We start from the raw sequence: 24,443 nt of genomic DNA on the forward strand, positions 1-24,443 counted from the left end.
CGCTGCAATCGATGCTGCGTGATTCGTCCGGCGCGGGTTGCTGTTCTATGTCTAGCGGACGATTATAAACCGCGGTTTCGCCACATCGGGGCATTTCGTGATCGCCGCCCCGCGCGGCGCATGGTGCAGCGCCGCACGCGGGCGGTGTGCCAGGTATCCGCGGGGCAGCCGTCTAGAAGCCGAGCCAGCGTGCGACGACGGGGCCGAGCACGAAGCCCCACGTCGTCACGCACGCGAACAACGCGACGGTCACGGCTGCGCTGCCGAGATCCTTCGCGCGCTTCGAGAGTTCGTGACGCTCGAGCGAGATGCGGTCGATCGCGGCCTCGACGCTCGAGTTCAGCAGCTCGACGATCAGCACGAGCAGCACCGACGCGATCAGCAGCGCACGCGATGCCGCCGGCACCGGTGCGAACGCGCCGATCGGGAGCATCAGCGCAGCGAGCGTGAGCTCCTGGCGAAACGCGCTCTCCTCGCGGATCGCCACGCGAAAGCCGTTCAGCGAATGCTTGAGGGCGTACCAGGCGCGCGTGATGCCGCGATGGCGCTTGTACGGGTTCGGCGGCAGCGGCGCGAGCCGATCGTCGGGGCCGAGCGGCTCGTGCGCGTGCACGTCCGCGTCGGCAGGCGGCTCTTCCTCGTCGAACGGGCGATGCCGTTGCGGCGTTGCGTCGGGGGGCGGGATTTTGTCGTTCAGGTCTCGTTTCAAACGGCGGCACCTTCTGCTGGCGAGTACGCGGTCTTCGGCAGCGGCTTCAGATGGGACGCGAACTGCTCGGATGCCGCGCGCCACGAGAAGCGTTCGGCCCACGCGCGCGCAGTGGTGCGTTCGATCTTCAGCGCCTCGAGGCAGGCTTCCTGCAGGTCTTCGTGCATTGCGCCGGCGTCGCCTTCGCCGAGCACGTCGATCGGGCCCGTCACGGGATACGCGGCTACCGGCGTGCCGCAGGCGAGCGCCTCGAGCAGCACGAGGCCGAACGTGTCGGTGCGACTCGGGAACACGAACACGTCGGCCGCAGCATACACCTTGGCGAGCTCGGCCTGTGACAGCACGCCGAGATAGTTGGCTTCCGGATAGCGCGACTTCAGCTCCGCGAGCGCGGGGCCTTCGCCCGCGACCCACTTCGAGCCGGGCAGGTCGAGGCGCAGGAATGCCTCGACGTTCTTCTCGATCGCGACGCGGCCCACGTACAGGAAGATCGGCCGCGCGGTATTGAGCACCTTCGATTCCATCGGTCGGAACACGTCGAGATCGACGCCGCGCGTCCACAGCACGACGTTCGTGAAGCCGAATTTCTCCAGGTCCTGCTTGACGACCGGCGTCGGCGCCATCACCGCGAGCGACGGGCCGTGGAACCAGTGCAGGAAGCGGTAGGTCGCGGCGAGCGGGATGCCGAAGCGCGCCTGCACGTATTCCGGAAAGCGCGTGTGATATGCGGTTGTGTACGGCAGCTTGCGCGAACGCGCGTAGCGTCGCGCGGCGAGGCCGAGCGGGCCTTCGGTCGCGATGTGCAGCGCGTCGGGGGCGAACGCGTCGATTCGCGCGCGCAGCTTGCGGTACGGCAGGATCGACAGGCGGATCTCCGGGTAGGTCGGGCAGGGCACCGTACGGAATTCCAGCGGCGTCAGCAGTTCGACGCGGTGGCCGAGCGCGGTGAGTTCGCGCGACGTGCTCTTCAGCGTGCGCACGACGCCGTTGACCTGCGGTTCCCACGCGTCGGTGACGATCATGATCTTCATCGCGGCTTTGTCCTGTAAGTAGGGGTGTGTCAGGCAGTGGCCTTGGCCTTGCGCGACGTGGTCTCCGTCGGTGCGGTGCGCATCACCGTCCAGTAGACGATCTTCAGTTCGCCTTCCATCGTTTCGACGAGCGCGGACAGGCTTTCGACCCAGTCGCCGTCGTTGCAGTACAGCACGCCGTCGATGTCGCGGATCTCTGCCTTGTGGATGTGGCCGCACACGACGCCGTCGCAGCCGCGGCGGCGCGCCTCGTCGGTCATCACGGTCTCGAACTGGGAGATGAAGTTGACGGCGTTCTTGACCTGGTGCTTCAGGTACTGCGACAGCGACCAGTACTGGAAGCCGAGCCGGCTGCGGATCCGGTTGAACCAGCGGTTCAGCACGAGGATCAGCGTGTAGAGCGTGTCGCCGAGGTACGCGAGCCATTTCGCGTGCTGGATCACGCCGTCGAACAGGTCGCCGTGCACGATCCACAAACGTTTGCCCGCGAGCGTCGTGTGGAACGCCTCGCCGCGCACCTGGATGTCGCCGAACGCGAGATCGCAGAACTGCCGCGCGCCTTCGTCGTGGTTGCCGGGGATGTAGACGACCTGCGTCCCCTTGCGTGCCTTGCGCAGGATCTTCTGCACGACGTCGTTGTGCGCCTGCGGCCAGTACCAGCCCTTCTTCAACTGCCAGCCGTCGATGATGTCGCCGACGAGGTACAGGTACTCCGAATCGTTGTGGCGCAGGAAGTCGAGCAGGTACGGCGCCTGGCACCCGCTCGAGCCGAGGTGGATGTCGGACAGCCAGATGGTGCGGTAGCGGTGGGCCGACGAGTCGGGGTCGTCATGCTGCGTGGCGTGCCCGGCAGGCGGGTCTTGCGACACCAGCCCGTCGGTTGCGGCAGAACCGGACAGGAAAGCTGTGGCGGCGCGGGCGCCGATGGGGTGACGGAACAGGGAGGTCGCGGACGATTTCTGGCCCATGCATGACTCGCGCCGGTTGACATTACCGGCATTCCGCCATGCGGGCGTGACTGTGCCATGACAGTCACGAGACGTTCTTATTACGCCCCCTGTAGGGTGTTTAGCAGTGAATGGCGGGGCGTTGCGTAATGTGCCGTACGGAACGGCTGGCCATTGTCGGGCAAGGCTGCCGGGCCGGGCGGAAGTCGCGTCGGGGAGGTGTTTTCGTCAGGCGAATGCGGTGCGTCAGCGTGGTAGCGCGACGACGCGCGTGCGGGCGATCCGGTCGTGCGGAAACTGGCGCCCGGCATGCAGCCGCGCGGCGCCGGCCCAGACGGCGATCCATGCGGCGGTGAGCGCGAGCGTGACGGGGACCGACAGGCCGAGGAGCGGATGCAGCGCGAGCGGCGGCAGGAACCACAGCCAGCCGAGCGCATAGCGGACGAGCGCGTGGCCCGCGCTCAGCGGCCGGCCGCTCGACGATTCGAGCCGCAGCCGCCAGGTCTTCATCGGCAGCGTCTGGCCGCCATGGGTCCAGAACCAGACGAAGTACGCGCCGACCACGAGCGCGATCCACGCGGCGAGCAGGTTGTGATGGACGAGGCCGTTGCGTTGCTGCGTTGCGAGGCTGAACGCGAGCCCGGCGAAGAACACCACGCCGAACAGCAGCACGCCTTCGTAGAGCAGTGCGGCGAGACGCCGCCGCACGGACGGCGCGGCGGCCGGGGTTTCAGGTGCGGGGGCGTTCGTCACGGGCGCTCAGGAGCCCTTGAACAGCGAGGGCGCGTCGGCGGGCGACACCGGCGCGACGGCGGCCGGCGCGGATGCGGTGCCGGCCGTCGACGATGCGGGTACCGGCGGCGCGACGGCGGCCGAGACGGGCGCCGGTGCGGTGGCCGGGCCGCTTGCCGGGTGTTCGTGCGAATTGACGAGACGGCGCACGTCCCGGTCGGCGACGGTCGGCGGCGCACTGACGACGCTCGGCCGGCGGCGGCGCTCGGCGGCCGCAAGACGTTCCTTCTGCTCTTCCGGGAGTTGCTGGTATGCCTTCCACGCCCGCTCGCGCGCCTGCGCGGAAAGCTCCTTCGCACTCTGGTAGTTCTCGCGCGCGACGCGGCGCTGCTCGGGCGTCATCTTGGCCCATTCGGTCATCCGGTCCTGCAGGCGCTTTTGGTCATCGGGCGTCAACTTCGCGAAACGCGATGCGATCTTCAGCCATTTGCGCTTGCGGGCATCGCTGAAACCGTCCCACTGGTCGGCGAACGGCGCGAGCGCCGCGTGCTGCGCCGGCGTGAGGCGCGCCCACGACAACGGGCCGGTAGCGGCCGGCAGGGGCAGGGGCAGGGGCAGCGGTAGCGGGGGGAGTTCGGTGCTCAGCCCGGTCGCGGCCGATGCGGGCGCGGCAGGGCTGCTGACCGCGGCGGCGGTCGTCGCGGGGGCCGGGTGGAATCGTGGGTAAGTGGCGACGTAGGAAACGGCGATCGCGATTACGCATCCGAAAAATACGGCCAGGCCGCGCTTCTGACTCACCCGTGCGATCCCCTCGTTATTGTCTGTTAGTGAGCGCGCGACAGATACGCGTTGAACCCGTGGTCGAGATACGCGTTGAGCGGCAGGTCGTCGCTGAGCATCGCCGCGTCGATGTCGGCGAGCTCGGCGGTGCGCTGCATGTCTTCCCAGTAGGCGATGCCGACGAGCCCGGCGAGCAGCAGGGCCAGCGGCCACGCGCGCAGCAGGCGGCGCGCGAACGACGCCTGCGGGCGGCTCGCGGGCGCCGTGCCGTACGCACCGGCCGCGCCGGCGAAGGCCGGCACGAACACCGGCACGGTCGCGGCTTCGGGCTTCTTGCGCGCGAGCGCAGCCCGGCGGGCGACGGCCAGACGGTCGGTGGTCGCGGCAGGCAGGTCGGCCGCGCACTCGTCCAGCGCGCGGCGCACCTTCAACGCGAATTCGGGTTCTCGATTTGCGGGAGCGGAGCTCATAGCGTGATTCCTTTGGCCTTGAGCGCGTGCGCCAGCGTGTGGGTGGCCCGTGAGCAGTGCGTCTTCACGCTGCCCTCGGAGCACCCCATTGCGGCGGCAGTCTCGGCGACATCCATATCTTCCCAATAACGCATCAGGAACGCTTCCCGTTGACGCGCCGGAAGCTTCTGGATTTCTTCGTCGATCAGGGCCAGAACCTGCTCTCGTTCGAGGCGGTGCTCGCTGCTTTCGACGCCCGCGTTGTCGTCCGCGGATTCGAGTGTTTCGAGCGGGTCGAAATCGTCGTCGTCGCTGCTGTTCAGCGACGAGAAGAGCGTGACCCACGTGTTGCGGACTTTCTGTCGGCGGAACCAGTCGTGGATCGCGTTCTGCAGGATCCGCTGAAAAAGCAGCGGCAACTCGGCCGCCGGCCGGTCGCCGTACTTCTCCGCAAGCTTGATCATCGCGTCCTGCACGATGTCGAGCGACGCATCGTCGTCACGCACGGCGTACGCAGCCTGCTTGAACGCGCGCCTTTCGACGCCCGCCAGAAAGTCGGCGAGTTCCTTGTCTGATGCCATTCCGTGAAGGTATGCGCTGCGGGCCGCTGCGTGGTGTAAAAGGGCGAAAAATTTCGTAAAACCCGCGGATGCTATCAAATTTTCGCGCCGCTTGGCACCGGGTTGGGCGCCGCACGTTGCGCGCGAGCCGCGGCGGCGGGTGCCGGGCGGCGCCCATGATGCGCTGCGGGATATTTTGCTTGACGACCCCCTCGCGACCCGCTATCGTCAATGATTCGCAACATGAAGTGATGGTCTCATTTGAGGCTGGCCCAAGAAGCCTGCCCTTCAAACTGGACGCGCCGCTTGAACCCGAGCCACAAGCCCGGCAGAGAGCACCCGATCAATTTTTTGCCGAAAATTCGAAAGGTCAAAATGAACATGCCCAGCGCGGAATTCTCCACGTCGGAACCCCTTTCCCCTCCCGATAGCGACTCCATCGGCGGTACCGTGCTCATGAAGGCACTGGCCGATGAAAACGTCGAATTCATCTGGGGCTACCCCGGCGGCTCGGTACTCTACATCTACGACGAGCTTTACAAGCAGGACAAGATTCAGCACGTGCTGGTGCGCCACGAACAGGCGGCCGTGCACGCAGCCGATGCGTATGCGCGTTCCACCGGTAATGTCGGCGTCTGTCTCGTGACGTCGGGCCCCGGTGTCACCAACGCGGTGACCGGCATCGCCACGGCGTACATGGATTCGATCCCGATGGTCGTGATCAGCGGCCAGGTGCCCACGGCCGCGATCGGCCAGGATGCCTTCCAGGAGTGCGACACCGTCGGCATCACGCGTCCGTGCGTGAAGCACAACTTCCTCGTGAAGGACGTGCGCGACCTCGCGGAAACCGTCAAGAAGGCGTTCTATATCGCCCGCACCGGCCGTCCGGGCCCGGTGCTGATCGACATCCCGAAGGACATCTCGAAGACGCCGTGCGAATACGAGCCCGTCAAGAGCGTGTCGCTGCGTTCGTACAACCCGGTCACGAAGGGCCATTCGGGCCAGATCCGCAAGGCCGTGTCGCTGCTGCTGACGGCGAAGCGTCCGTACATCTACACGGGTGGCGGCATCATCCTCGCCGACGCGTCGCGCGAACTGAACCAGTTCGCGGACCTGCTCGGCTACCCGGTCACGAACACGCTGATGGGCCTCGGCGGCTATCGCGCGTCGGACAAGAAATTCCTCGGCATGCTTGGCATGCACGGCACCTACGAAGCGAACATGGCGATGCAGCACTGCGACGTGCTGATCGCGATCGGCGCCCGCTTCGACGACCGCGTGATCGGCGACCCGGCGCACTTCGCGTCGCGTCCGCGCAAGATCATCCACATCGACATCGACCCGTCGTCGATCTCGAAGCGTGTGAAGGTCGACATCCCGATCGTCGGCGACGTGAAGGAAGTGCTGAAGGAGCTGATCGAGCAGCTGCAGACGGCCGAGCATGGCCCCGACACCGAGGCGCTCGCGCAATGGTGGAAGGACATCGAGGGCTGGCGCTCGAAGGATTGCCTGAAGTACGACCGCGAGAGCGAGATCATCAAGCCGCAGTACGTGGTCGAGAAGGCCTGGGAGCTGACGGACGGCAATGCGTTCGTGTGCTCGGACGTCGGCCAGCACCAGATGTGGGCGGCGCAGTTCTACCGTTTCAACAAGCCGCGTCGCTGGATCAACTCCGGCGGCCTCGGCACGATGGGCTTCGGCCTGCCGGCAGCGATGGGCGTCAAGATGGCGCACCCGGACGACGACGTGCTGTGCATCACGGGCGAAGGCTCGATCCAGATGTGCATCCAGGAACTGTCGACCTGCCTGCAGTACGACACGCCCGTGAAGATCATTTCGCTGAACAACCGCTATCTCGGCATGGTTCGCCAGTGGCAGCAGATCGAATACAGCAAGCGCTATTCGCATTCGTACATGGATGCGCTGCCTGATTTCGTGAAGCTCGCCGAAGCGTACGGCCATGTCGGCATGCGGATCGAAAAGACCTCGGATGTGGAGCCGGCGCTGAAGGAAGCGTTGCGCCTGAAGGACCGCACCGTGTTTCTCGATTTCCAGACCGATCCGACCGAAAACGTCTGGCCGATGGTACAGGCCGGCAAGGGCATCACCGAGATGCTGCTCGGATCGGAAGATCTGTAACGGCGCGACGCGCGCCTGAGCCCGATGCGGCCGCCTTCACGAAGGGCGGCGCGGCACGCGGCAGCGCGCGGCGCGAGTGAATCGACACGGACACATTCTGGAAGAAGCGAACATGAGACACATCATTTCCGTCCTGCTGGAGAACGAACCGGGCGCGCTGTCGCGCGTGGTCGGTCTGTTTTCCGCACGCGGCTACAACATCGAAACCTTGACGGTGGCGCCGACCGAAGACCAATCGCTGTCGCGGCTCACCATCGTTTCCATTGGCTCCGACGACGTGATCGAACAGATCACGAAGCATCTGAACCGCCTGATCGAGGTGGTGAAAGTGGTGGACCTGACCGACGGTGCACACATCGAACGCGAGCTGATGCTGATCAAGGTACGTGCAGTGGGCAAGGAGCGCGAAGAAATGAAGCGGATGGCGGACATTTTCCGCGGCCGCATCATCGACGTGACCGAAAAGACCTACACGATCGAATTGACGGGCGCGAGCGACAAGCTCGACGCATTCATCCAGGGGCTGGACGCGGGCGCGATCCTAGAGACCGTGCGCACCGGCAGCTCCGGCATCGGACGCGGCGAGCGCATCCTGAAGGTGTGATGCCAGACAGGCACGCCGGGTGCGCCGTCATGTCCCGGCCCGCAGTACTCCATCCGAACGAATTGTTGAATTTTTGAATTAGCGAAGGAACCATCATGAACGTTTTCTACGACAAAGACGCTGACCTCTCCCTCATCAAGGGCAAGCAAGTCACGATCATCGGCTACGGCTCGCAAGGCCATGCACACGCGCTGAACCTGAAGGACAGCGGCGTGAACGTGACGGTCGGCCTGCGCAAGGGCGGCGCGTCGTGGAGCAAGGCCGAAAACGCAGGCCTGTCGGTCAAGGAAGTCGCGGAAGCGGTGAAGAGCGCCGACGTCGTGATGATGCTGCTGCCGGACGAGCAGATCGCCGACGTGTACGCGAAGGAAGTCCACGCGAACATCAAGCAGGGTGCGGCGCTGGCATTCGCGCACGGCTTCAACGTCCACTACGGCGCGGTGATCCCGCGCGCCGACCTCGACGTGATCATGATCGCGCCGAAGGCACCGGGCCACACGGTTCGCGGCACGTACTCGCAAGGTGGCGGCGTGCCGCACCTGATCGCGGTTGCGCAGAACAAGTCGGGCGCGGCACGCGACATCGCGCTGTCGTACGCGGCAGCGAACGGCGGCGGCCGTGCGGGCATCATCGAAACCAACTTCCGTGAAGAAACCGAAACCGACCTGTTCGGCGAGCAGGCCGTGCTGTGCGGCGGTACCGTCGAGCTGATCAAGGCCGGCTTCGAGACGCTGGTCGAAGCGGGCTACGCGCCGGAAATGGCGTACTTCGAGTGCCTGCACGAACTGAAGCTGATCGTCGACCTGATCTACGAAGGCGGCATCGCGAACATGAACTACTCGATCTCGAACAACGCCGAGTACGGCGAGTACGTGACGGGCCCGCGCATCGTCACGGAAGAGACGAAGAAGGCGATGAAGCAGTGCCTGACCGACATCCAGACGGGCGAGTACGCGAAGAGCTTCATTCTCGAGAACAAGGCAGGCGCACCGACGCTGCAGTCGCGCCGCCGCCTGACGGCCGAGCACCAGATCGAGCAAGTCGGCTCGAAACTGCGCGCGATGATGCCGTGGATCGCGAAGAACAAGCTCGTCGACCAGTCGAAGAACTAAGCACCGCGTGCTGATCCGGCCCCTCGAATAGAGGGCCGGTACCAAAAAGCCGCCCGAAGGCAGCAGTGCCCCGGGCGGCTTTTGCTATCCTACGGGCTTTGCAATTCACCGAACACAGAACGAATCCATGAACTATCCTCATCCGATCATCGCGCGCGAAGGCTGGCCGTTCATCGCGATTGCAGCCGTCGTCGCGCTGTTGATCCATGCTGTCGGGGGCTTCGGCTTCGCGTGGCCGTTCTGGCTGCTGCTCGTCTTCGTCGTCCAGTTCTTCCGCGACCCGCAGCGCCCGATCCCGGCGCAACCGAACGCGGTGCTGTGCCCGGCGGACGGCCGCATCGTCGCGGTCGAGACCACGCAGGATCCGTACGCGAACCGCGAAGCGCTGAAGATCAGCGTGTTCATGAATGTCTTCAACGTCCATTCGCAGCGTTCGCCGGTCGATGGTGCGATCTCCAAGGTCGAATACTTCCCGGGCGCGTTCCTGAACGCGGCGATCGACAAGGCGTCGACCGAGAACGAGCGTAATGCGGTCGTGATCCAGACGGCGAGCGGCAAGACCGTGACCGCCGTGCAGATCGCCGGCCTCGTCGCACGCCGGATCCTCTGCTACGTGCGCGCGGGCGAACCGCTGTCGCGCGGCCAGCGCTACGGTTTCATCCGCTTCGGTTCGCGCGTCGACGTGTACCTGCCGCTCGGCAGCCGCGCGAAGGTGTCGATCGGCGAGAAGGTCTACGCGTCGTCGACGATCCTCGCCGAACTCGAACAGTAAGCGGCGGGGCGCACCATGGCCGCATTCAAACCGCGTCGGCCGCGCAACGGCGCCGGCCAGACGCCACGTCCGTTCCGGCGCAACAAGGTGATGGCACAGGATCCGGTGCCCATCGAGAGCCGCCGTGCCGCGCGCCAGCGGTTCCTGAAGACGCGCGGTATCTACCTGCTACCGAACGCATTCACGACCGCCGCGCTGTTCTGCGGCTTCTTCGCGGTCGTGCAGGCGATGAACGTGCGCTTCGAGATCGCCGCGATCGCGATTTTCGTCGCGATGGTGCTCGACGGGATGGACGGGCGCGTGGCACGCATGACGCATACGCAGAGCGCGTTCGGCGAGCAGTTCGACAGCCTGTCGGACATGGTGTCGTTCGGCGTCGCGCCCGCGCTCGTGATGTACGAGTGGGTGCTGAAGGATCTCGGCCGCTGGGGCTGGCTCGCCGCGTTCGTGTACTGCTCGGGCGCCGCGCTGCGCCTCGCGCGCTTCAATACGAACATCGGCGTCGTCGACAAGCGCTTCTTCCAGGGGCTGCCGAGCCCGGCCGCGGCAGCGCTGATCGCGGGCTTCGTGTGGCTCGCCACCGACAACCGCGTGCCGATGAAGCTCGGCTGGTTGCCGTGGGTCGCGTTCGTGCTGACGATCTACGCGGGCGTGACGATGGTGTCGAACGCGCCGTTCTACAGCGGCAAGGCGCTCGACGTGCGGCACCGCGTGCCGTTCGCGGCGATCCTGCTGGTCGTCGTCGCGTTCGTGCTCGTGTCGTCCGATCCGCCGCTGATGCTGTTCTGCCTGTTCGTGCTGTACGGGTTGTCCGGCTACGTGTTCTGGGGCTACATGGCCATCCGCGGGCGCGCGAATCCGGCGCGCTCGTCGCAGCGCGATCACTGACGCATGCGCGTGCCTTGCCCGAAAACGGCGGCCTCAGGGTCGCCGTTTTCATATGTCCCTGGTTCGGCCCGTGCGGCCGGAAACCCCGGGTGGCGTCCGATTGCGCACCCAACGGAATGCCGCTATAGTCTTCGGCATGACTGCATTTTCCCGCCTCTCCCTCCTTCTAGCCGGTGCGCCGCTACGCGCGCTAGCTTCGGCGCGCCTGCCGCGCTGACCGTTCTCGCCCCCCGTCAAGCTTCGTCTGTTGTCGAGCGTCGCCAGCGGTGGCGCGATCTCGTTACGTTTGACTTCCGTATAAAGAGCCCCTGGAGCCCCCCATGACAGACAAGCTGATCATTTTCGATACGACGTTGCGCGACGGCGAACAATCGCCCGGTGCGTCGATGACGAAGGAAGAGAAAATCCGCATCGCGAAGCACCTCGAGCGGATGAAGGTCGACGTGATCGAGGCCGGCTTCGCGGCCAGCTCGAACGGCGATTTCGACGCGATCCACACGATCGCCGGTCTCGTGAAGGACAGCACGATCTGCTCGCTGGCGCGCGCCAACGACAAGGACATCCAGCGCGCCGCTGACGCGCTGAAGCCGGCCAACAGCGCGCGGATCCACACGTTCATCGCGACGTCGCCGCTGCACATGGAGAAGAAGCTGCGGATGACGCCCGACCAGGTGTTCGAGCAGGCGCGTCTCGCGGTGCGTTTCGCGCGCAAGTTCACCGACAACGTCGAATTCTCGCCGGAAGACGGCAGCCGCTCGGATCTCGACTTCCTGTGCCGTGTGCTGGAAGCCGTGATCGCGGAAGGCGCGACGACGATCAACATCGCCGACACGGTCGGCTACGGCGTGCCGGAGCTGTACGGCAACCTCGTGAAGACGCTGCGGGAGCGCATTCCGAACTCGGACAAGGCGATCTTCTCGGTGCATTGCCACAACGACCTCGGGATGGCGGTGGCGAACTCGCTCGCCGGCGTGAAGATCGGCGGTGCGCGCCAGATCGAGTGCACGATCAACGGCCTCGGCGAGCGCGCGGGCAACACGTCGCTCGAAGAAATCGTGATGGCCGTGAAGACCCGCAAGGACTACTTCGGCCTCGACGTCGGCATCGACACGACGCAGATCGTACCGACGTCGAAGCTCGTGTCGCAGATCACCGGTTTCGTCGTGCAGCCGAACAAGGCGGTGGTCGGCGCGAACGCGTTCGCGCATGCGTCGGGCATCCACCAGGACGGCGTGCTGAAGGCGCGCGACACCTACGAGATCATGCGCGCGGAAGACGTGGGCTGGACCGCGAACAAGATCGTGCTCGGCAAGCTGTCGGGTCGTAACGCGTTCAAGCAGCGCCTGCAGGAGCTCGGCGTGGCGCTCGACAGCGAGAGCGAACTCAATGCCGCGTTCATGCGCTTCAAGGATCTGGCCGACCGCAAGGCCGAGATCTTCGACGAAGACATCATCGCGATCGTGTCCGAGGAATCGGCGCTCGCGCACGAGCAGGAGCACTTCAAGTTCGTGTCGCTGTCGCAGCGTTCGGAGACGGGCGAGCAACCGCAGGCGAAAATCGTGTTCGCGGTCGAAGGCAAGGAAGTGACCGGTGAAGCGCGCGGCAACGGCCCGGTCGATGCGACGTTCAATGCGATCGAGGGCGAAGTCGGCAGCGGTTCCGAGCTGCTGCTGTACTCGGTGAACGCGATCACGACCGGCACGCAGGCGCAGGGCGAAGTGACCGTCCGGCTGTCGAAGAGCGGGCGGATCGTCAACGGCGTCGGCACCGATCCGGACATCGTCGCCGCATCCGCGAAGGCGTACATCTCCGCACTGAACAAGCTGCATTCGAAGGACGACAAGGTCAATCCGCAGCGCGCATAAGCGCAGCGCGCCGCGCGTCACCGACACGCCCCGTGCGGCCCTGTGCCGCCGGGGCGTTTTTCATTTACCCGCTCATCCACTGCTCATTCGGCGGCCGGCGCACGGAACAGCCAGCGGCGCGCGGCCGTACGCGGCGCCGGGCTGCGCCGCCGGAACTCGACCGCGATCCCGCGTCGCGGCGCATCGGCGACGAACGCATCGAGCAGTTCGAGCACGTCGTGATCGATATAGTCGGCGCGCGTCGCGTCGATGATCACCGCGGCCCGGTCGGGAATGTGCCGCAGGTGATGCTTGACCTGCACCTTGCCGAGAAACGACACGTCCTTGCGGAACGACAGCAGGAAGTGGTCGTCGTGCTGCGCGAGCGTGACGGGGCTCTTCAGGTTCGCGACGGCGACCGCCAGCACGCTGCACGCGAGGCCGAGCGCGATGCCGAACAGCAGGTCGACCGCGAGCACGCCGGCAATCGTCGCGGCGAACGGCACGAATGCGGCCGGACCCTGTTTCATCACCGAGCGGAACAGCGCCGGCTTCGCGAGCTTGAAGCCGGTGTGGATCAGGATCGCGGCCAGGCTCGCGAGCGGGATCAGGTTGATCAGGCCCGTGAGCGCGAACACGCTCGCGAGCAGCAGCACCCCGTGCACGATCGCCGACATCCGGCTTTGCGCGCCCGCATTGACGTTTACCGAGCTGCGCACGATCACCGACGTGATCGGCAGCCCGCCGACCGCGCCCGCGACGAGATTGCCGACGCCCTGGGCCTTGAGTTCACGATCGGGTTGGGTCGGCCGGCGCTTCGGATCGATCTGCTCGACGGCTTCGAGGCTCAGCAGCGTCTCGAGGCTCGCGACGACCGCGAGCGTGATCGCGACCCGCCACACGTCAGGATTGACGAGCTGCGCGAAGTTCGGGCCGAGCTCCGCATGCTTGAGCGACGCCGCGAAGGCCGCGAACGATCCGAGTTCGGGCAGCGTCACGCGATGGGCGGCGCCCGGCGCCACTGACGGCGCGACGACGCTCAGCACGAGCGTGGCGCCGATACCCAGCACGACCACCGCGAGCGGGGCCGGCACCAAACGCACCAGCGCGAAGCGGCGCAGCGCGGGCGTGTCCCACGCGACCAGCAGCGCGAGCGAGGCGAATGCGACGGCCGTCGCGGCCCACGCGACCGGCAGGCCCGGCCAATTCGCAAACGATTGCGCCGCCGAGCCGCCGATGCCGAAGGCGAACGGAATCTGCTTCACGATCAGCAGCAGGCCAATCGCGGCGAGCATGCCCTTGATGACGGACGACGGCACATAGGCGGCGAAGCGGCCGGCGCGCAGCATGCCGAACCCGAACTGCAGGACGCCGGACAGCAGCACCGCGAGCAGGAACGCGGAGAAGCTGCCGAGTTGCGCGATGCCTTCGACGACGATCACGACGAGGCCGGCGGCCGGCCCGCTGACGGACAGCGAGGAGCCGCTCAGCAGCGCGACGACGATGCCGCCGACGATCCCGGACACGAGCCCGGCGAACGGTTCGACGCCGGATGCATTGGCGATGCCGAGACACAGCGGCAGCGCGACGAGGAAAACGACGACGCCGGCGACGATGTCGCGCGGCAGGGTGGACAGGCGCTCGTTCAGTTTCATGGTTGGGGCGATTTCATTGGCTTGGGGGCGGGGTAGGTCAGCCGAGCGCGCCGGCCGTCGCGGCCTGCACGGGTTCGACGTCGGCGGGCGACGTGGTGTAGCCGGAATCGAGTTCCTGCAGTCGGCCGTCGACGAGCGAAAAGATCCAGCCGTGCACGAGCGGTGGCCGCTCGCGGCCCAGCACGATCGGGGACGCGCGCAGCAGCCTCACCTGTTCGAGCACGTTGAGTTCGGCGAGGCGGTCGGCGGCGGCCGCGTCGTCCAGCCCGTCCAGTGTGTCGCGATGGCGCCGCGCGAGCGCGCAGAGTGGCGCGATGCGGCGCGCGACGTGCGGCAGGTCGGACGGCGGCGGCAGCAGCGACGCGCGTACGCCGCCGCATCCGTAGTGCCCGCACACGATCACGTGGTCGACCTGCAGCACGCGCACCGCGTACTCGAGGACGCTGGCGGAATTGTCGTCGTCGGGATGGAACAGGTTCGCGATGTTGCGATGGACGAACAGCTCGCCGGGCGCGCAGTGCGTGATGGTCTCGGCCGGCACGCGGCTGTCGGCGCAGCCGATCCACAGCACGCGCGGATTCTGGCCGCGCGCGAGCGCGTCGAAGAAGCCGGGCGTGTATTCACGCGTTTCGCGGGCCCAGGCGATGTTGGCAACCAGCATGCTCTTGGGGCGATTCATGAGGACTCCTTTCTGATAAAGGCAAACGAATATCGGCAAAAATGTCGCAATGGCATTCTTTCTAAACTGAAAGGTTGGTTTTCGACTGATATTAGGGGTATGCCCTAGCACTTCGGGGGTGTTGAAACAATTTGTTTCAAATTGAGTTGGCGTAGTGCATTGCGTGCACCAATTCGCCGCATGACCTGCGCTGCGTAAGCCTGTTTTCGCGCAGAGGCCCGCATGACGGGGATGTCAGCGAGGTGCCATCGAAATGTCATCGATCGGAAAAGATTTCCGTCGCATTTTCGGAATTAATCAGGAGGCGGAAAAAAGGAAATGGCCATTCACGCAATGATTCGTGAATGGCCACGCTGAAAATTGCGCGTAAATGCGTAATCGGTCAGAACAGGTTGCGGCGGTCGGGGTCGTGCAGCGGGTCGGGCGTTTTCTGCGTGATGCGCAGGATGCCCTGAGGATCGAAGTAGAAGCTGTACATCATGTACCAGACGTTGTCCTCGAGATACCGGTAAGTCCACACCTCGCGCTTCATCAGCGGGAAGTAGGACGTCTCGACGGGGCGTCCGAAGTTCACGAGGACGTCGGTCTTCGTCCACTTGCCGATCTCTGCGCGATAGAACTCGTTCGGCTGCAGGACCTGGCGCACGTTGACGATCTTGTGGGCCGCGTCGACGTCGGCCGCGATGGTGATTTCGCCCATCGGCTGGGTCGGCCACATCAGGCGCTTGCCGCCGCCGGGCAGGTCGTAGATCTCGCGCGGCGGGCCCATGCGTGCGACGATCGCCGACTCGTCCTGGCCGGCCTGGTATTGCTGCCACGGTTGCGCGCAACCGGCCAGCAGCGCGGCGGCGCTGGCGACCAGCACCGGCAGGCGCGCGGAAATGCGAATGCGCATGGGGATTCTCCAGAACACGGAAACAAGTCCCGTTTTATCACGGACGGCGCGCGACCGCGCATCGTGCGGAAAAAATCGGTACGGATCGCCGCCGCGGTCACGCTTGCGGGCGGCGGGGGCGCCGGCCTATGATCCGCGCTTCTCGGGCAGATTGAAGGGCAGGTGGCCGATGCAGGGGTGGAAGCGGTGCGCGCTCGCGTTGAGCGCGGGGTGGATGCTGGTGTCGTCTGCGTTTGCCGGCGGCGAGCCGGTGCGGATCGCGCTGATCGAGGGGATGTCGGGCCCGTTCGCGAATGCGGGCGCGGCGGTCGAGCGCAACCTGCGCTTCGGCGTCGAGCAGGTCAACGCGGCGGGCGGCGTGAAGCTGCGCGACGGCGCGCATCCGCTCGAACTCGTCGTGCTCGACAGCAAGGGCAGCCCCGAGGAGGCGCTCGTGCAGTTGCGCGCGGCCGCGGACCGCCATATCGGGTTCGTCGCGCAGGGCAACAGTTCGGCCGTCGCCGCCGCGCTCGTCGCGGCGCTCGACAAGCTGAACGCGCGCGATCCGGACAGCCGGATGCTGTTCCTCAACTATTCGGCCGACGATCCGGCGCTGACCGGCGCGCGCTGCAGCTTCTGGCATTTCCGTTTCGATGCGCACGCGGGCATGCGGATGGCCGCGCTCGCGGACGTGATGGCGCGCGACCGCGCGCTCCACAAGGTCTACCTGCTCAACCAGGACTACAGCTTCGGCCGCGACGTCAGCACGCTCGCCCGGCAGGCGCTGGCTGCGCGGCGCCCGGACGTGACGATCGCCGGCGACGAATTCCACCCGATCGGCCGGATCAAGGATTTCTCGCCGTACATCGCGAAGATCCGTGCGAGCGGCGCCGACGCCGTCGTGACCGGCAACTGGGGCAACGACCTCACGCTGCTCGTGAAGGCGGCGCGCGAGCAGGGGCTGAATGCGAAGTTCTATACCTTCTACGGCAACAGCCTCGGCGCGCCGGCGGCGCTTGGCGATGCCGGTGTCGGGCGGGTCGTGGCCGTGGCGGACTGGCACCCGAACGCGGGCGGCGCGAAATCGGATGCGTTCTACCGCGCGTTCCGGAGCCGTTTTCCGGCCGCCCAGGACGACTATCCGGTGCGACGGATGAGCCTGATGATCGAGATGCTGGCCGCCGCGATGAACCGCGCGGGTTCCGCGGACCCCGTCGCGGTCGCACGGGCGCTCGAGGGCCTGTCGTTCGACGACGGCTTCCATGCGTCGCGGATGCGCGCGCAGGATCACCAGCTGATCCAGCCCCTTTACGTGATGGAGATGGACAAGGTCGGCACGCCGGGCGTGCGCTTCGACAACGAGGGCTCGGGCTACGGTTTCCGGACGGTGCTCGCGGTGGCGGCGCCGCGCACGGAGATGCCGTCCGCCTGCTCGATGACGCGCCCGTGACAGGAGGCGGTAAGAACGGCGCGGAGTTGTGCTACAATGCGCGCCGGTTGTAAGTCACGGCACGGCCATTCTTCCGTGTCCGCCTGTTCAGTTAGAAAGGAAATCACATGTCTGTTGCAGATATCAAGAAGTCGGAAGTTGTTGCTCAGTTCGCCCGCGGTACCAACGACACGGGAAGCCCCGAAGTCCAGGTCGCACTGCTGACCGCACGTATCGTCGAACTGACGGGTCACTTCAAGACCCACGCGAAGGATCACCACAGCCGCCGCGGCCTGCTGCGCATGGTGAGCCGCCGTCGCAAGCTGCTCGACTACCTCAAGGGCAAGGATGCCGACCGTTACCGCGCACTGATCGAGAAGCTGGGTCTGCGTAAGTAATCGAGGCGATTGCCGCCAGCAAGATGCCTGTGTCAGTCCGCTGATACAGGCATTTTGTTTTTGCGCGGTGCGTAGCGTCACACGCACCGCAGGCTGTCCGGCACGGTTGTGCCGGGCTGCCGCAACGACTGATACCGGGGCAGGATTTGTGTCATTCCAGCGCGTCGCTGCATGAGCGCCGCGCTGGAATGGCATAAAAAACACACCTTGCTCCGGGTGATTCGGTCGGGACGCCGCCGCGCGGGATGGCCGGCGCGGCGAATGAAATGCATGAATTCAAAGGAGCAACCATGTCCATGTTCAACAAGGTCGTGAAGGAATTCCAGTGGGGCCAGCACAAGGTGCGCCTCGAAACCGGTGAAGTCGCTCGCCAGGCAAGCGGCGCCGTGATCGTCGACGTCGAAGACACCGTCGTGCTGGCAACCGTCGTCGGCGCGAAGTCGGCGAAGCCGGGTCAGGATTTCTTCCCGCTGACCGTCGACTACCTCGAAAAGACCTACTCGGCCGGCAAGATCCCGGGCGGCTTTTTCCGTCGCGAAGGCCGTCCGTCGGAGCACGAGACGCTGACGTCGCGCCTGATCGACCGTCCGCTGCGCCCGCTGTTCCCGGAAGGCTTCTACAACGAAGTCCAGGTCGTGATCCACGTGCTGTCCGTGAACCCGGAAATCCCGGCTGACATCCCCGCGCTGATCGGCGCATCGGCTGCGCTCGCCGTGTCGGGCCTGCCGTTCAACGGCCCGGTCGGTGCCGCACGCGTGGCCTACATCGACAACGCGTACGTGCTGAACCCGACGCGTGACCAGATCAAGGCGTCGAGTCTCGACCTCGTCGTCGCAGGTACGGAACGTGCCGTGCTGATGGTCGAATCGGAAGCCGACCAGCTGTCGGAAGAAGTGATGCTGGGCGCCGTGGTGTTCGGCCACGAGCAAATGCAGGTCGCGATCGACGCGATCCACGAACTGGTCCGCGAAGGCGGCAAGCCCGAGTGGGACTGGCAGCCGGCGCCGAAGAACGAAGCGCTGATCGCGCGCGTGACCGAGCTGGCACAGAACGACCTGCTCGCTGCTTACCAGCTCCGCGACAAGCAGGCGCGCTCGACCAAGCTGAAGGAAGTCTACGCGGCAACCTCGGCGAAGCTCGAGGAAGATGCGCAGGCAGCCGGTACGGTCGCAGCCGACAAGGCAACGGTCGGCAACGTGCTGTTCGACATCGAAGCGAAGATCGTCCGTTCGCAGATCCTGAACGGCGAGCCGCGCATCGACGGCCGCGACACGCGCACCGTGCGCCCGATCGAAATCCGCACCGGCGTGCTGCCGCGTACCCACGGCTCCGCGCTGTTCACGCGCGGCGAGACGCAGGCGCTGGTCGTCGCGACGCTCGGCACGAAGGGTGACGAGCAGATCATCGACGCGCTCGAAGGCGAGTACCGCGAGCGCTTCATGCTCCACTACAACATGCCCCCGTTCGCGACCGGCGAAACGGGCCGCGTCGGCTCGCCGAAGCGCCGCGAAATCGGCCACGGCCGCCTCGCGAAGCGTGCACTGGTCAAGTGCCTGCCGAGCGCCGACGAATTCGGCTACTCGATCCGCGTCGTGTCGGAAATCACCGAATCGAACGGTTCGTCGTCGATGGCATCGGTGTGCGGCGGCTGCCTCGCGCTGATGGATGCCGGCGTGCCGATGAAGGCGCACGTCGCGGGTATCGCGATGGGCCTGATCCTCGAAGGCAACAAGTTCGCGGTGCTGACCGACATCCTCGGCGACGAAGATCACCTCGGCGACATGGACTTCAAGGTGGCCGGCACGGAGCAAGGCGTGACGGCGCTGCAGATGGACATCAAGATCCAGGGCATCACCAAGGAAATCATGCAGGTCGCGCTCGCGCAGGCGAAGGAAGGCCGCATGCACATCCTCGGCAAGATGACGTCGGCAGTTTCGGGTGCGAACACGCAACTGTCGGAATTCGCGCCGCGCATGATCACGATCAAGATCAACCCGGAAAAGATCCGCGACGTGATCGGCAAGGGCGGTTCGGTGATCCGCGCGCTGACGGAAGAAACCGGCACGACCATCGACATCTCCGACGACGGCGTCGTGACGATCGCGAGCACGAACAGCGACGGCATGGCCGAAGCGAAGAAGCGTATCGAGCAAATCACGGCCGAGATCGAAGTGGGCCAGGTGTACGAAGGCACGGTTCTGAAGCTGCTCGATTTCGGCGCGATCGTGAACCTGCTGCCGGGCAAGGATGGCCTGTTGCACATCTCGGAAATCGTCAACGAGCGTGTGAAGGACATCAACGACTACCTGAAGGAAGGCCAGCAAGTGAAGGTCAAGGTCATCCAGACGGACGAAAAGGGTCGTGTGCGTCTGTCGGCAAAGGCGCTGCTGAACGAAGCAGCGGCGGCGTCGCAATCGGACACGCCGCCGCAGCAGTAAGCGGATAGGCGGACCAACGGCCGGCAGTGCGAAAGCGTGCCGGCCGTTTTTTCTGTAGCATCGTTGTGCGGCGCAGCAGCGCCGGCAAGGCGCCCGTGCCGCGTGCGGGCGCACCATCCGATTCCGATCCTGATCCTGGAGCGACCCTCACCATGAAAGCCATCGAAATCACCGAGTTCGGCGCCCCCGACGTGCTGAAGCTTGCGGAGCGTCCGCGCCCCGAACCGAAGCGCGGCGAAGTGCTGATCAAGGTGGCGGCTTCCGGCGTGAACCGGCCCGACGTGTTCCAGCGCAAGGGCGCCTATGCGCCGCCGCCGGGTGCGTCGGATCTGCCGGGCCTCGAGGTCGCGGGCGAGATCGTCGGCGGCGACCTGTCCGACGCTGCTCAGAACCCGTTCGGCCTGAAGCTCGGCGATCGCGTGTGCGCGCTGCTCGCGGGTGGCGGCTATGCGGAATATGCGGTCGCGCCGCTGCCGCAATGCCTGCCGGTGCCCGGCGGGCTGACCGAGATCGAGGCCGCGTCGCTGCCCGAGACGTTTTTCACGGTGTGGAGCAACGTGTTCGACCGTGCGCAGCTCGGCGCGGGCGAGGGCGGCGAGCACGAAACGCTGCTCGTGCAGGGCGGCTCGAGCGGCATCGGCGTGACGGCGATCCAGATCGCGCATGCGCTCGGCTTTCGCGTGTTCGCGACGGCCGGCACCGCCGACAAGTGCCGCGCGTGCGAGGCGCTCGGCGCGGAGCGTGCGATCAACTACAAGACGGAAGACTTCGTCGAGGTCGTGAAGTCGCTGACGCACGATCGCGGCGTCGACGTGATCCTCGACATGGTGGCGGGCTCGTACGTGCCGCGCGAACTGTCCGCGCTCGCGGATGGCGGCCGTCTGGTGCTGATCGCGCTGCTCGGCGGCGCGAAGGCCGACGTCAACCTGAGCGAGATCCTGCGTCGCCGGCTGACCATCACGGGTTCGACGCTGCGCCCGCGTCCGGTCGAATTCAAGGCGCAGATCGCCGCGCAGTTGAAGGCGCGCGTGTGGCCGCTGCTTGCCGACGGCCGCATCAAGCCGGTGATCTATCGCGTATTGCCGGCGGCGGACGCCGCGCAGGCGCATGCGCTGATGGAAAGCAGCGAGCATACCGGCAAGATCGTGCTCGATTGGGGTACGAACGCCTGACGGCCCACGTGGCCGGGCTTGACATGCGCGGTTTGACCGGTTCAAGGCGCGCGCAGTAAAATCGCCGGTTTGCTTCGCCAGATCAAACCCGACGGCCGGTTTCCGGCGCGTTAATGACCAAGCGGTGACGAGACAGACACGATGTCGAAACAAAGAACTAAGCGTGTGATCGGCAACTGGAAGATGCACGGCCGGCTGGCCGGCAACCAGGCGTTGCTGAACGAAGTGGTGCAGGGCGCGGGCGCGGTGGCGGCCGAAACGTCGGTCGGCGTGTGCGTGCCGTTCCCGTATCTCGCGCAGGTTCAGGCGCAACTCGACGGCGGCCGTGTCGCCTGGGGTGCGCAGGACGTGTCGGCGCACGAGCAGGGCGCGTTCACCGGTGAAGTGGCGGCTGCGATGGTCGCGGAGTTCGGCGCACGCTATGCGATCGTCGGTCACTCGGAGCGCCGCGCGTATCACGGCGAACGCAACGAGACGGTCGCGGCGAAGACGCAGCGCGCGCTCGCGGCGGGGCTCACGCCTGTCGTGTGCGTCGGCGAGACGCTCGACGAGCGTGAGTCCGGCGCAACCGAGCAGGTGGTCGGTGCGCAGCTCGACGCAGTGCTGGCCGTGCTGACGGCCGACGAGGCCGCGCGCATCGTCGTCGCGTACGAGCCGGTCTGGGCGATCGGCACGGGCAAGAGCGCGACGTCGGCGCAGGCGCAGGACGTGCACGCGTTCCTGCGTGCGCGTCTCGCGGCAAAGGGTGCGGCGGACGTGTCCGTGCTGTACGGCGGCAGCGTGAAGCCGGACAACGCGGAAGAGCTGTTTGCGCAGCCGGACATCGACGGTGGCCTGATCGGCGGCGCGTCGCTGAAGGCGGAAGATTTCCTGGCGATCTGCCGGGCCGCGCGCTGAGCGGTCCGAGATCGAATTGAACCATGACGGCGGCCGGTTGGTCCGGTCGCCCGATCCATTCGGGTGGGTGTGATGCTGTTATTCAAGACGCTGATTATTGTGGTGCAGGTGCTGTCTGCACTGGGTGTGATTGGTCTCGTGCTGTTGCAGCACGGCAAGGGTGCCGACATGGGCGCTGCGTTCGGCAGCGGCGCGTCGGGCAGCCTGTTTGGTGCAACGGGCTCCGCGAACTTCCTGTCGCGTACGACGGGCATTCTCGCGACGATCTTCTTCGTCGCGACGCTCGCGCTGACGTACCTCGGTTCGTACAAGTCGACGCCGTCGGCGGGCGTGCTGGGTGGGGTCGCGACCGCACCGGCCTCGGCGCCTGCAGCATCGGCGCCGGCCGTCGCGGCATCCGCTGCCGCAGGCTCGGTCGCAAGCGCGCCGGGCCAGGACGTCCCGAAATAAAAAGTTAAATTTTTTGCGGTTGTGCGTTGAACAAATCTCGAAGTCGGGTTAGAATTTAATTCTTGAAGCGATTCGCGGGAAACAAGTAGTTACAACCCCGGTTGCATGCAGTGCCGACGTGGTGAAATTGGTAGACACGCTATCTTGAGGGGGTAGTGGCGAAAGCTGTGCGAGTTCGAGTCTCGCCGTCGGCACCAAAGTTACTCAATGCCAGCCGCTTCTAGTGGCTGGCATTTTTCATTTCTGGGGTGTGCTTGCGGTTGTCTTGCGATCGCCTGCACTCCGAAATGATTCCTTCCGCCGGAAGTGGTATTCTCCGGACGCTCAGAACCAACCGATAGAGGATTGCCTTGAACCTCGCAGCCTATTACCCCGTCTTGTTGTTCCTCCTCGTGGGCACTGGTTTAGGTATAGCGCTGGTCAGCATCGGCAAGCTCCTTGGTCCCAACAAGCCGGACGTCGAGAAGAACGCACCGTACGAGTGCGGCTTCGAAGCCTTTGAAGACGCCCGGATGAAATTCGACGTCCGGTACTACCTCGTCGCCATCCTGTTCATCATCTTCGATCTCGAAACCGCATTCCTGTTTCCGTGGGGCGTCGCGCTCCGGGATATCGGCTGGCCGGGTTTCATCGCAATGATGATTTTTCTGCTCGAATTCCTGCTGGGCTTTGCCTATATCTGGAAGAAAGGCGGCCTCGACTGGGAGTGATGGGTTAATCGCCGGTTTGCATGGGCGGCCACGCTCGGTCGCTCGTCTGGAGTGGAAAGCAAATGAGTATCGAAGGGGTCTTGAAGGAAGGGTTTGTCACCACGACGGCTGACAAGCTGATCAACTGGACGCGTACCGGCTCGCTGTGGCCGATGACGTTCGGGCTCGCGTGTTGCGCCGTCGAAATGATGCATGCGGGCGCGGCCCGTTACGACCTGGACCGGTTCGGCGTCGTGTTTCGCCCGAGCCCGCGCCAGTCGGACGTGATGATCGTCGCCGGCACGCTCTGCAACAAGATGGCGCCCGCGCTGCGCCGCGTGTACGACCAGATGGCCGAGCCGCGCTGGGTGATCTCGATGGGATCGTGCGCGAACGGCGGTGGCTACTACCACTACTCGTACTCGGTGGTCCGCGGCTGCGACCGGATCGTGCCGGTCGACGTCTACGTGCCGGGCTGTCCGCCCACGGCCGAGGCGCTGGTCTACGGCGTGATCCAGCTTCAGGCGAAGATCCGCCGCACCAATACCATCGCCCGTCAATAAAGCCCCGAGCGTCCCCTCAATATGGCAAGCAAAATCGAGACCCTCAAGGCAAACCTCGAAGCCGCGCTCGGCGCGCGCGTGGTGAGCCTCACCGAAGCGATCGGTGAACTGACGCTCGTCGTGAAGGCGAGCGATTACCTCGAAGTCGCAAAGACGCTGCGCGACGATCCGAAGCTCCGTTTCGAGCAACTGATCGACCTGTGCGGCGTCGACTACCAGACCTTCGGCGACGGCGCCTACGACGGCCCGCGTTTCGCGGCCGTGTCGCACCTGCTGTCGGTCACGAACAACTGGCGCCTGCGCCTGCGTGCATTCGCACCGGACGACGACCTGCCGATCGTGGCATCGCTGGTCGACATCTGGACCTCCGCGAACTGGTACGAGCGCGAAGCGTTCGACCTGTACGGCATCGTGTTCGAAGGCCACCCCGACCTGCGCCGCATCCTCACCGACTACGGCTTCATCGGCCACCCGTTCCGCAAGGACTTCCCGGTGTCGGGCTATGTCGAAATGCGTTACGACCCGGAAGAGAAGCGGGTCGTGTACCAGCCGGTGACGATCGAGCCGCGCGAAATCACGCCGCGCGTGATCCGCGAGGATCGCTATGGCGGTCTGAAACATTAAGGGGGCGT

25 protein-coding genes and 1 tRNA gene are annotated in these 24,443 nt (G+C 65.6%); 16 read left to right on the plus strand and 10 right to left on the minus strand.

Annotation, left to right across the window (positions count from 1 at the left end; all coding sequences use genetic code 11):
• Positions 1–172: 172 nt before the first annotated feature.
• From CFB34_RS28820 to CFB34_RS28850, 7 genes are all read right to left on the minus strand, one after another.
• Entirely contained in the window at positions 173–709 is a 537-nt protein-coding gene (locus CFB34_RS28820) for a diacylglycerol kinase (RefSeq protein ID WP_089425988.1), read from the minus strand.
• Entirely contained in the window at positions 706–1,740 is a 1,035-nt protein-coding gene (locus tag CFB34_RS28825) for a glycosyltransferase family 1 protein (protein WP_059531147.1), read from the minus strand. The genes CFB34_RS28820 and CFB34_RS28825 overlap by 4 nt, the downstream gene beginning before the upstream one ends.
• 29 nt (positions 1,741–1,769) lie before the next feature.
• Positions 1,770–2,708 carry a UDP-2,3-diacylglucosamine diphosphatase gene (locus CFB34_RS28830; protein ID WP_089440675.1) on the minus strand — a complete coding sequence of 313 codons (939 nt, stop codon included), beginning with the start codon at positions 2,706–2,708 and terminating at the stop codon, positions 1,770–1,772.
• A gap of 225 nt (positions 2,709–2,933) precedes the next feature.
• Positions 2,934–3,440 carry an RDD family protein gene (locus CFB34_RS28835; protein ID WP_089440674.1) on the minus strand — a complete coding sequence of 169 codons (507 nt, stop codon included), beginning with the start codon at positions 3,438–3,440 and terminating at the stop codon, positions 2,934–2,936.
• 6 nt (positions 3,441–3,446) lie between these two features.
• On the minus strand, positions 3,447–4,217 hold the full coding sequence (locus CFB34_RS28840; protein ID WP_089440673.1) for a DUF3106 domain-containing protein: 771 nt from the start codon (positions 4,215–4,217) through the stop codon (positions 3,447–3,449).
• 26 nt (positions 4,218–4,243) lie between these two features.
• Positions 4,244–4,669: a DUF3619 family protein gene (locus CFB34_RS28845; RefSeq protein WP_089440672.1), complete on the minus strand. Its 426-nt coding sequence runs from the start codon at positions 4,667–4,669 to the stop codon at positions 4,244–4,246.
• Positions 4,666–5,229, minus strand: a complete 564-nt coding sequence (locus tag CFB34_RS28850; protein ID WP_089425985.1) for an RNA polymerase sigma factor — start codon at positions 5,227–5,229, stop codon at positions 4,666–4,668. Before CFB34_RS28850 ends, CFB34_RS28845 begins: the two co-directional genes overlap by 4 nt.
• 354 nt (positions 5,230–5,583) lie before the next feature.
• Here CFB34_RS28850 and CFB34_RS28855 point away from each other — a divergent pair, with 354 nt between their 5' ends.
• The 6 genes from CFB34_RS28855 (at position 5,584) to CFB34_RS28880 (ending at position 12,588) form a co-directional block, all read left to right on the plus strand.
• Positions 5,584–7,347, plus strand: a complete 1,764-nt coding sequence (locus CFB34_RS28855; protein ID WP_046544741.1) for an acetolactate synthase 3 catalytic subunit — start codon at positions 5,584–5,586, stop codon at positions 7,345–7,347.
• A 112-nt stretch (positions 7,348–7,459) separates the two neighbouring features.
• Positions 7,460–7,951 carry an acetolactate synthase small subunit gene (ilvN, locus tag CFB34_RS28860; RefSeq protein WP_011352712.1) on the plus strand — a complete coding sequence of 164 codons (492 nt, stop codon included), beginning with the start codon at positions 7,460–7,462 and terminating at the stop codon, positions 7,949–7,951.
• Between the two features lie 95 nt (positions 7,952–8,046).
• Complete coding sequence (gene ilvC, locus CFB34_RS28865) at positions 8,047–9,063, plus strand: ketol-acid reductoisomerase (protein ID WP_039370562.1); 1,017 nt, start codon at positions 8,047–8,049, stop codon at positions 9,061–9,063.
• Positions 9,064–9,190: 127 nt separating this feature from the next.
• The gene (locus CFB34_RS28870) at positions 9,191–9,835 is read left to right on the plus strand and encodes a phosphatidylserine decarboxylase (RefSeq protein ID WP_089440671.1); all 645 of its coding nucleotides are present in this window, start codon (positions 9,191–9,193) and stop codon (positions 9,833–9,835) included.
• Between the two features lie 15 nt (positions 9,836–9,850).
• On the plus strand, positions 9,851–10,723 hold the full coding sequence (gene pssA / locus CFB34_RS28875) for a CDP-diacylglycerol--serine O-phosphatidyltransferase (RefSeq protein ID WP_069248477.1): 873 nt from the start codon (positions 9,851–9,853) through the stop codon (positions 10,721–10,723).
• Between the two features lie 320 nt (positions 10,724–11,043).
• Positions 11,044–12,588, plus strand: a complete 1,545-nt coding sequence (locus CFB34_RS28880; protein WP_039370571.1) for a 2-isopropylmalate synthase — start codon at positions 11,044–11,046, stop codon at positions 12,586–12,588.
• 83 nt (positions 12,589–12,671) lie between these two features.
• On the opposite strand, the gene CFB34_RS28885 is transcribed toward CFB34_RS28880, so the two are convergent.
• The 3 genes from CFB34_RS28885 to CFB34_RS28895 all read right to left on the minus strand — a co-directional run bounded on the left by CFB34_RS28885 (position 12,672) and on the right by CFB34_RS28895 (position 15,796).
• Positions 12,672–14,222 (minus strand): SulP family inorganic anion transporter, encoded by a 1,551-nt coding sequence (locus tag CFB34_RS28885; protein ID WP_089440670.1) that lies wholly within the window; start codon positions 14,220–14,222, stop codon positions 12,672–12,674.
• A 37-nt stretch (positions 14,223–14,259) separates the two neighbouring features.
• Positions 14,260–14,901, minus strand: a complete 642-nt coding sequence (locus CFB34_RS28890) for a carbonic anhydrase (RefSeq protein WP_089440669.1) — start codon at positions 14,899–14,901, stop codon at positions 14,260–14,262.
• Positions 14,902–15,283: 382 nt separating this feature from the next.
• Entirely contained in the window at positions 15,284–15,796 is a 513-nt protein-coding gene (locus tag CFB34_RS28895; protein WP_069248473.1) for a hypothetical protein, read from the minus strand.
• A 169-nt stretch (positions 15,797–15,965) separates the two neighbouring features.
• Between CFB34_RS28895 and CFB34_RS28900 the strand changes: the two genes are divergently transcribed.
• From CFB34_RS28900 to CFB34_RS28945, 10 genes are all read left to right on the plus strand, one after another.
• Positions 15,966–17,225: a branched-chain amino acid ABC transporter substrate-binding protein gene (locus CFB34_RS28900; RefSeq protein ID WP_089440668.1), complete on the plus strand. Its 1,260-nt coding sequence runs from the start codon at positions 15,966–15,968 to the stop codon at positions 17,223–17,225.
• A gap of 107 nt (positions 17,226–17,332) precedes the next feature.
• The gene (gene rpsO / locus CFB34_RS28905) at positions 17,333–17,602 is read left to right on the plus strand and encodes a 30S ribosomal protein S15 (RefSeq protein WP_006398792.1); all 270 of its coding nucleotides are present in this window, start codon (positions 17,333–17,335) and stop codon (positions 17,600–17,602) included.
• A 290-nt stretch (positions 17,603–17,892) separates the two neighbouring features.
• Entirely contained in the window at positions 17,893–20,040 is a 2,148-nt protein-coding gene (pnp, locus tag CFB34_RS28910; protein ID WP_089440667.1) for a polyribonucleotide nucleotidyltransferase, read from the plus strand.
• A 152-nt stretch (positions 20,041–20,192) separates the two neighbouring features.
• Entirely contained in the window at positions 20,193–21,212 is a 1,020-nt protein-coding gene (locus tag CFB34_RS28915) for an NAD(P)H-quinone oxidoreductase (RefSeq protein WP_089440666.1), read from the plus strand.
• Between the two features lie 141 nt (positions 21,213–21,353).
• On the plus strand, positions 21,354–22,109 hold the full coding sequence (tpiA, locus tag CFB34_RS28920) for a triose-phosphate isomerase (protein ID WP_034184885.1): 756 nt from the start codon (positions 21,354–21,356) through the stop codon (positions 22,107–22,109).
• Between the two features lie 72 nt (positions 22,110–22,181).
• Entirely contained in the window at positions 22,182–22,559 is a 378-nt protein-coding gene (gene secG / locus CFB34_RS28925) for a preprotein translocase subunit SecG (RefSeq protein ID WP_089440665.1), read from the plus strand.
• 112 nt (positions 22,560–22,671) lie between these two features.
• Positions 22,672–22,756: transfer RNA gene (locus CFB34_RS28930), tRNA-Leu, on the plus strand.
• Between the two features lie 153 nt (positions 22,757–22,909).
• Positions 22,910–23,269: an NADH-quinone oxidoreductase subunit A gene (locus CFB34_RS28935; protein WP_006398798.1), complete on the plus strand. Its 360-nt coding sequence runs from the start codon at positions 22,910–22,912 to the stop codon at positions 23,267–23,269.
• A 62-nt stretch (positions 23,270–23,331) separates the two neighbouring features.
• Positions 23,332–23,811 (plus strand): NADH-quinone oxidoreductase subunit B, encoded by a 480-nt coding sequence (locus CFB34_RS28940; protein WP_006398799.1) that lies wholly within the window; start codon positions 23,332–23,334, stop codon positions 23,809–23,811.
• Between the two features lie 21 nt (positions 23,812–23,832).
• Entirely contained in the window at positions 23,833–24,435 is a 603-nt protein-coding gene (locus CFB34_RS28945) for an NADH-quinone oxidoreductase subunit C (RefSeq protein ID WP_006478264.1), read from the plus strand.
• Positions 24,436–24,443: the final 8 nt, after the last annotated feature.

The organism is Burkholderia sp. HI4860 (assembly GCF_002223045.2).
Classification (GTDB): domain Bacteria; phylum Pseudomonadota; class Gammaproteobacteria; order Burkholderiales; family Burkholderiaceae; genus Burkholderia.

Bases quoted from the DNA above. Each gene is read 5' to 3' on its own strand.
- CFB34_RS28825 (WP_059531147.1), bottom strand. From the start codon at position 1,740: ATGAAGATCATGATCGTCACCGACGCGTGGGAACCGCAGGTCAACGGC.
- CFB34_RS28830 (WP_089440675.1), bottom strand. From the start codon at position 2,708: ATGGGCCAGAAATCGTCCGCGACCTCCCTGTTCCGTCACCCCATCGGC.
- CFB34_RS28845 (WP_089440672.1), bottom strand. From the start codon at position 4,669: ATGAGCTCCGCTCCCGCAAATCGAGAACCCGAATTCGCGTTGAAGGTG.
- CFB34_RS28850 (WP_089425985.1), bottom strand. From the start codon at position 5,229: ATGGCATCAGACAAGGAACTCGCCGACTTTCTGGCGGGCGTCGAAAGG.
- CFB34_RS28855 (WP_046544741.1), top strand. From the start codon at position 5,584: ATGAACATGCCCAGCGCGGAATTCTCCACGTCGGAACCCCTTTCCCCT.
- ilvN (WP_011352712.1), top strand. From the start codon at position 7,460: ATGAGACACATCATTTCCGTCCTGCTGGAGAACGAACCGGGCGCGCTG.
- ilvC (WP_039370562.1), top strand. From the start codon at position 8,047: ATGAACGTTTTCTACGACAAAGACGCTGACCTCTCCCTCATCAAGGGC.
- CFB34_RS28870 (WP_089440671.1), top strand. From the start codon at position 9,191: ATGAACTATCCTCATCCGATCATCGCGCGCGAAGGCTGGCCGTTCATC.
- pssA (WP_069248477.1), top strand. From the start codon at position 9,851: ATGGCCGCATTCAAACCGCGTCGGCCGCGCAACGGCGCCGGCCAGACG.
- CFB34_RS28880 (WP_039370571.1), top strand. From the start codon at position 11,044: ATGACAGACAAGCTGATCATTTTCGATACGACGTTGCGCGACGGCGAA.
- CFB34_RS28885 (WP_089440670.1), bottom strand. From the start codon at position 14,222: ATGAAACTGAACGAGCGCCTGTCCACCCTGCCGCGCGACATCGTCGCC.
- CFB34_RS28890 (WP_089440669.1), bottom strand. From the start codon at position 14,901: ATGAATCGCCCCAAGAGCATGCTGGTTGCCAACATCGCCTGGGCCCGC.
- CFB34_RS28895 (WP_069248473.1), bottom strand. From the start codon at position 15,796: ATGCGCATTCGCATTTCCGCGCGCCTGCCGGTGCTGGTCGCCAGCGCC.
- CFB34_RS28900 (WP_089440668.1), top strand. From the start codon at position 15,966: ATGCAGGGGTGGAAGCGGTGCGCGCTCGCGTTGAGCGCGGGGTGGATG.
- rpsO (WP_006398792.1), top strand. From the start codon at position 17,333: ATGTCTGTTGCAGATATCAAGAAGTCGGAAGTTGTTGCTCAGTTCGCC.
- pnp (WP_089440667.1), top strand. From the start codon at position 17,893: ATGTCCATGTTCAACAAGGTCGTGAAGGAATTCCAGTGGGGCCAGCAC.
- CFB34_RS28915 (WP_089440666.1), top strand. From the start codon at position 20,193: ATGAAAGCCATCGAAATCACCGAGTTCGGCGCCCCCGACGTGCTGAAG.
- tpiA (WP_034184885.1), top strand. From the start codon at position 21,354: ATGTCGAAACAAAGAACTAAGCGTGTGATCGGCAACTGGAAGATGCAC.
- secG (WP_089440665.1), top strand. From the start codon at position 22,182: ATGCTGTTATTCAAGACGCTGATTATTGTGGTGCAGGTGCTGTCTGCA.
- CFB34_RS28940 (WP_006398799.1), top strand. From the start codon at position 23,332: ATGAGTATCGAAGGGGTCTTGAAGGAAGGGTTTGTCACCACGACGGCT.
- CFB34_RS28945 (WP_006478264.1), top strand. From the start codon at position 23,833: ATGGCAAGCAAAATCGAGACCCTCAAGGCAAACCTCGAAGCCGCGCTC.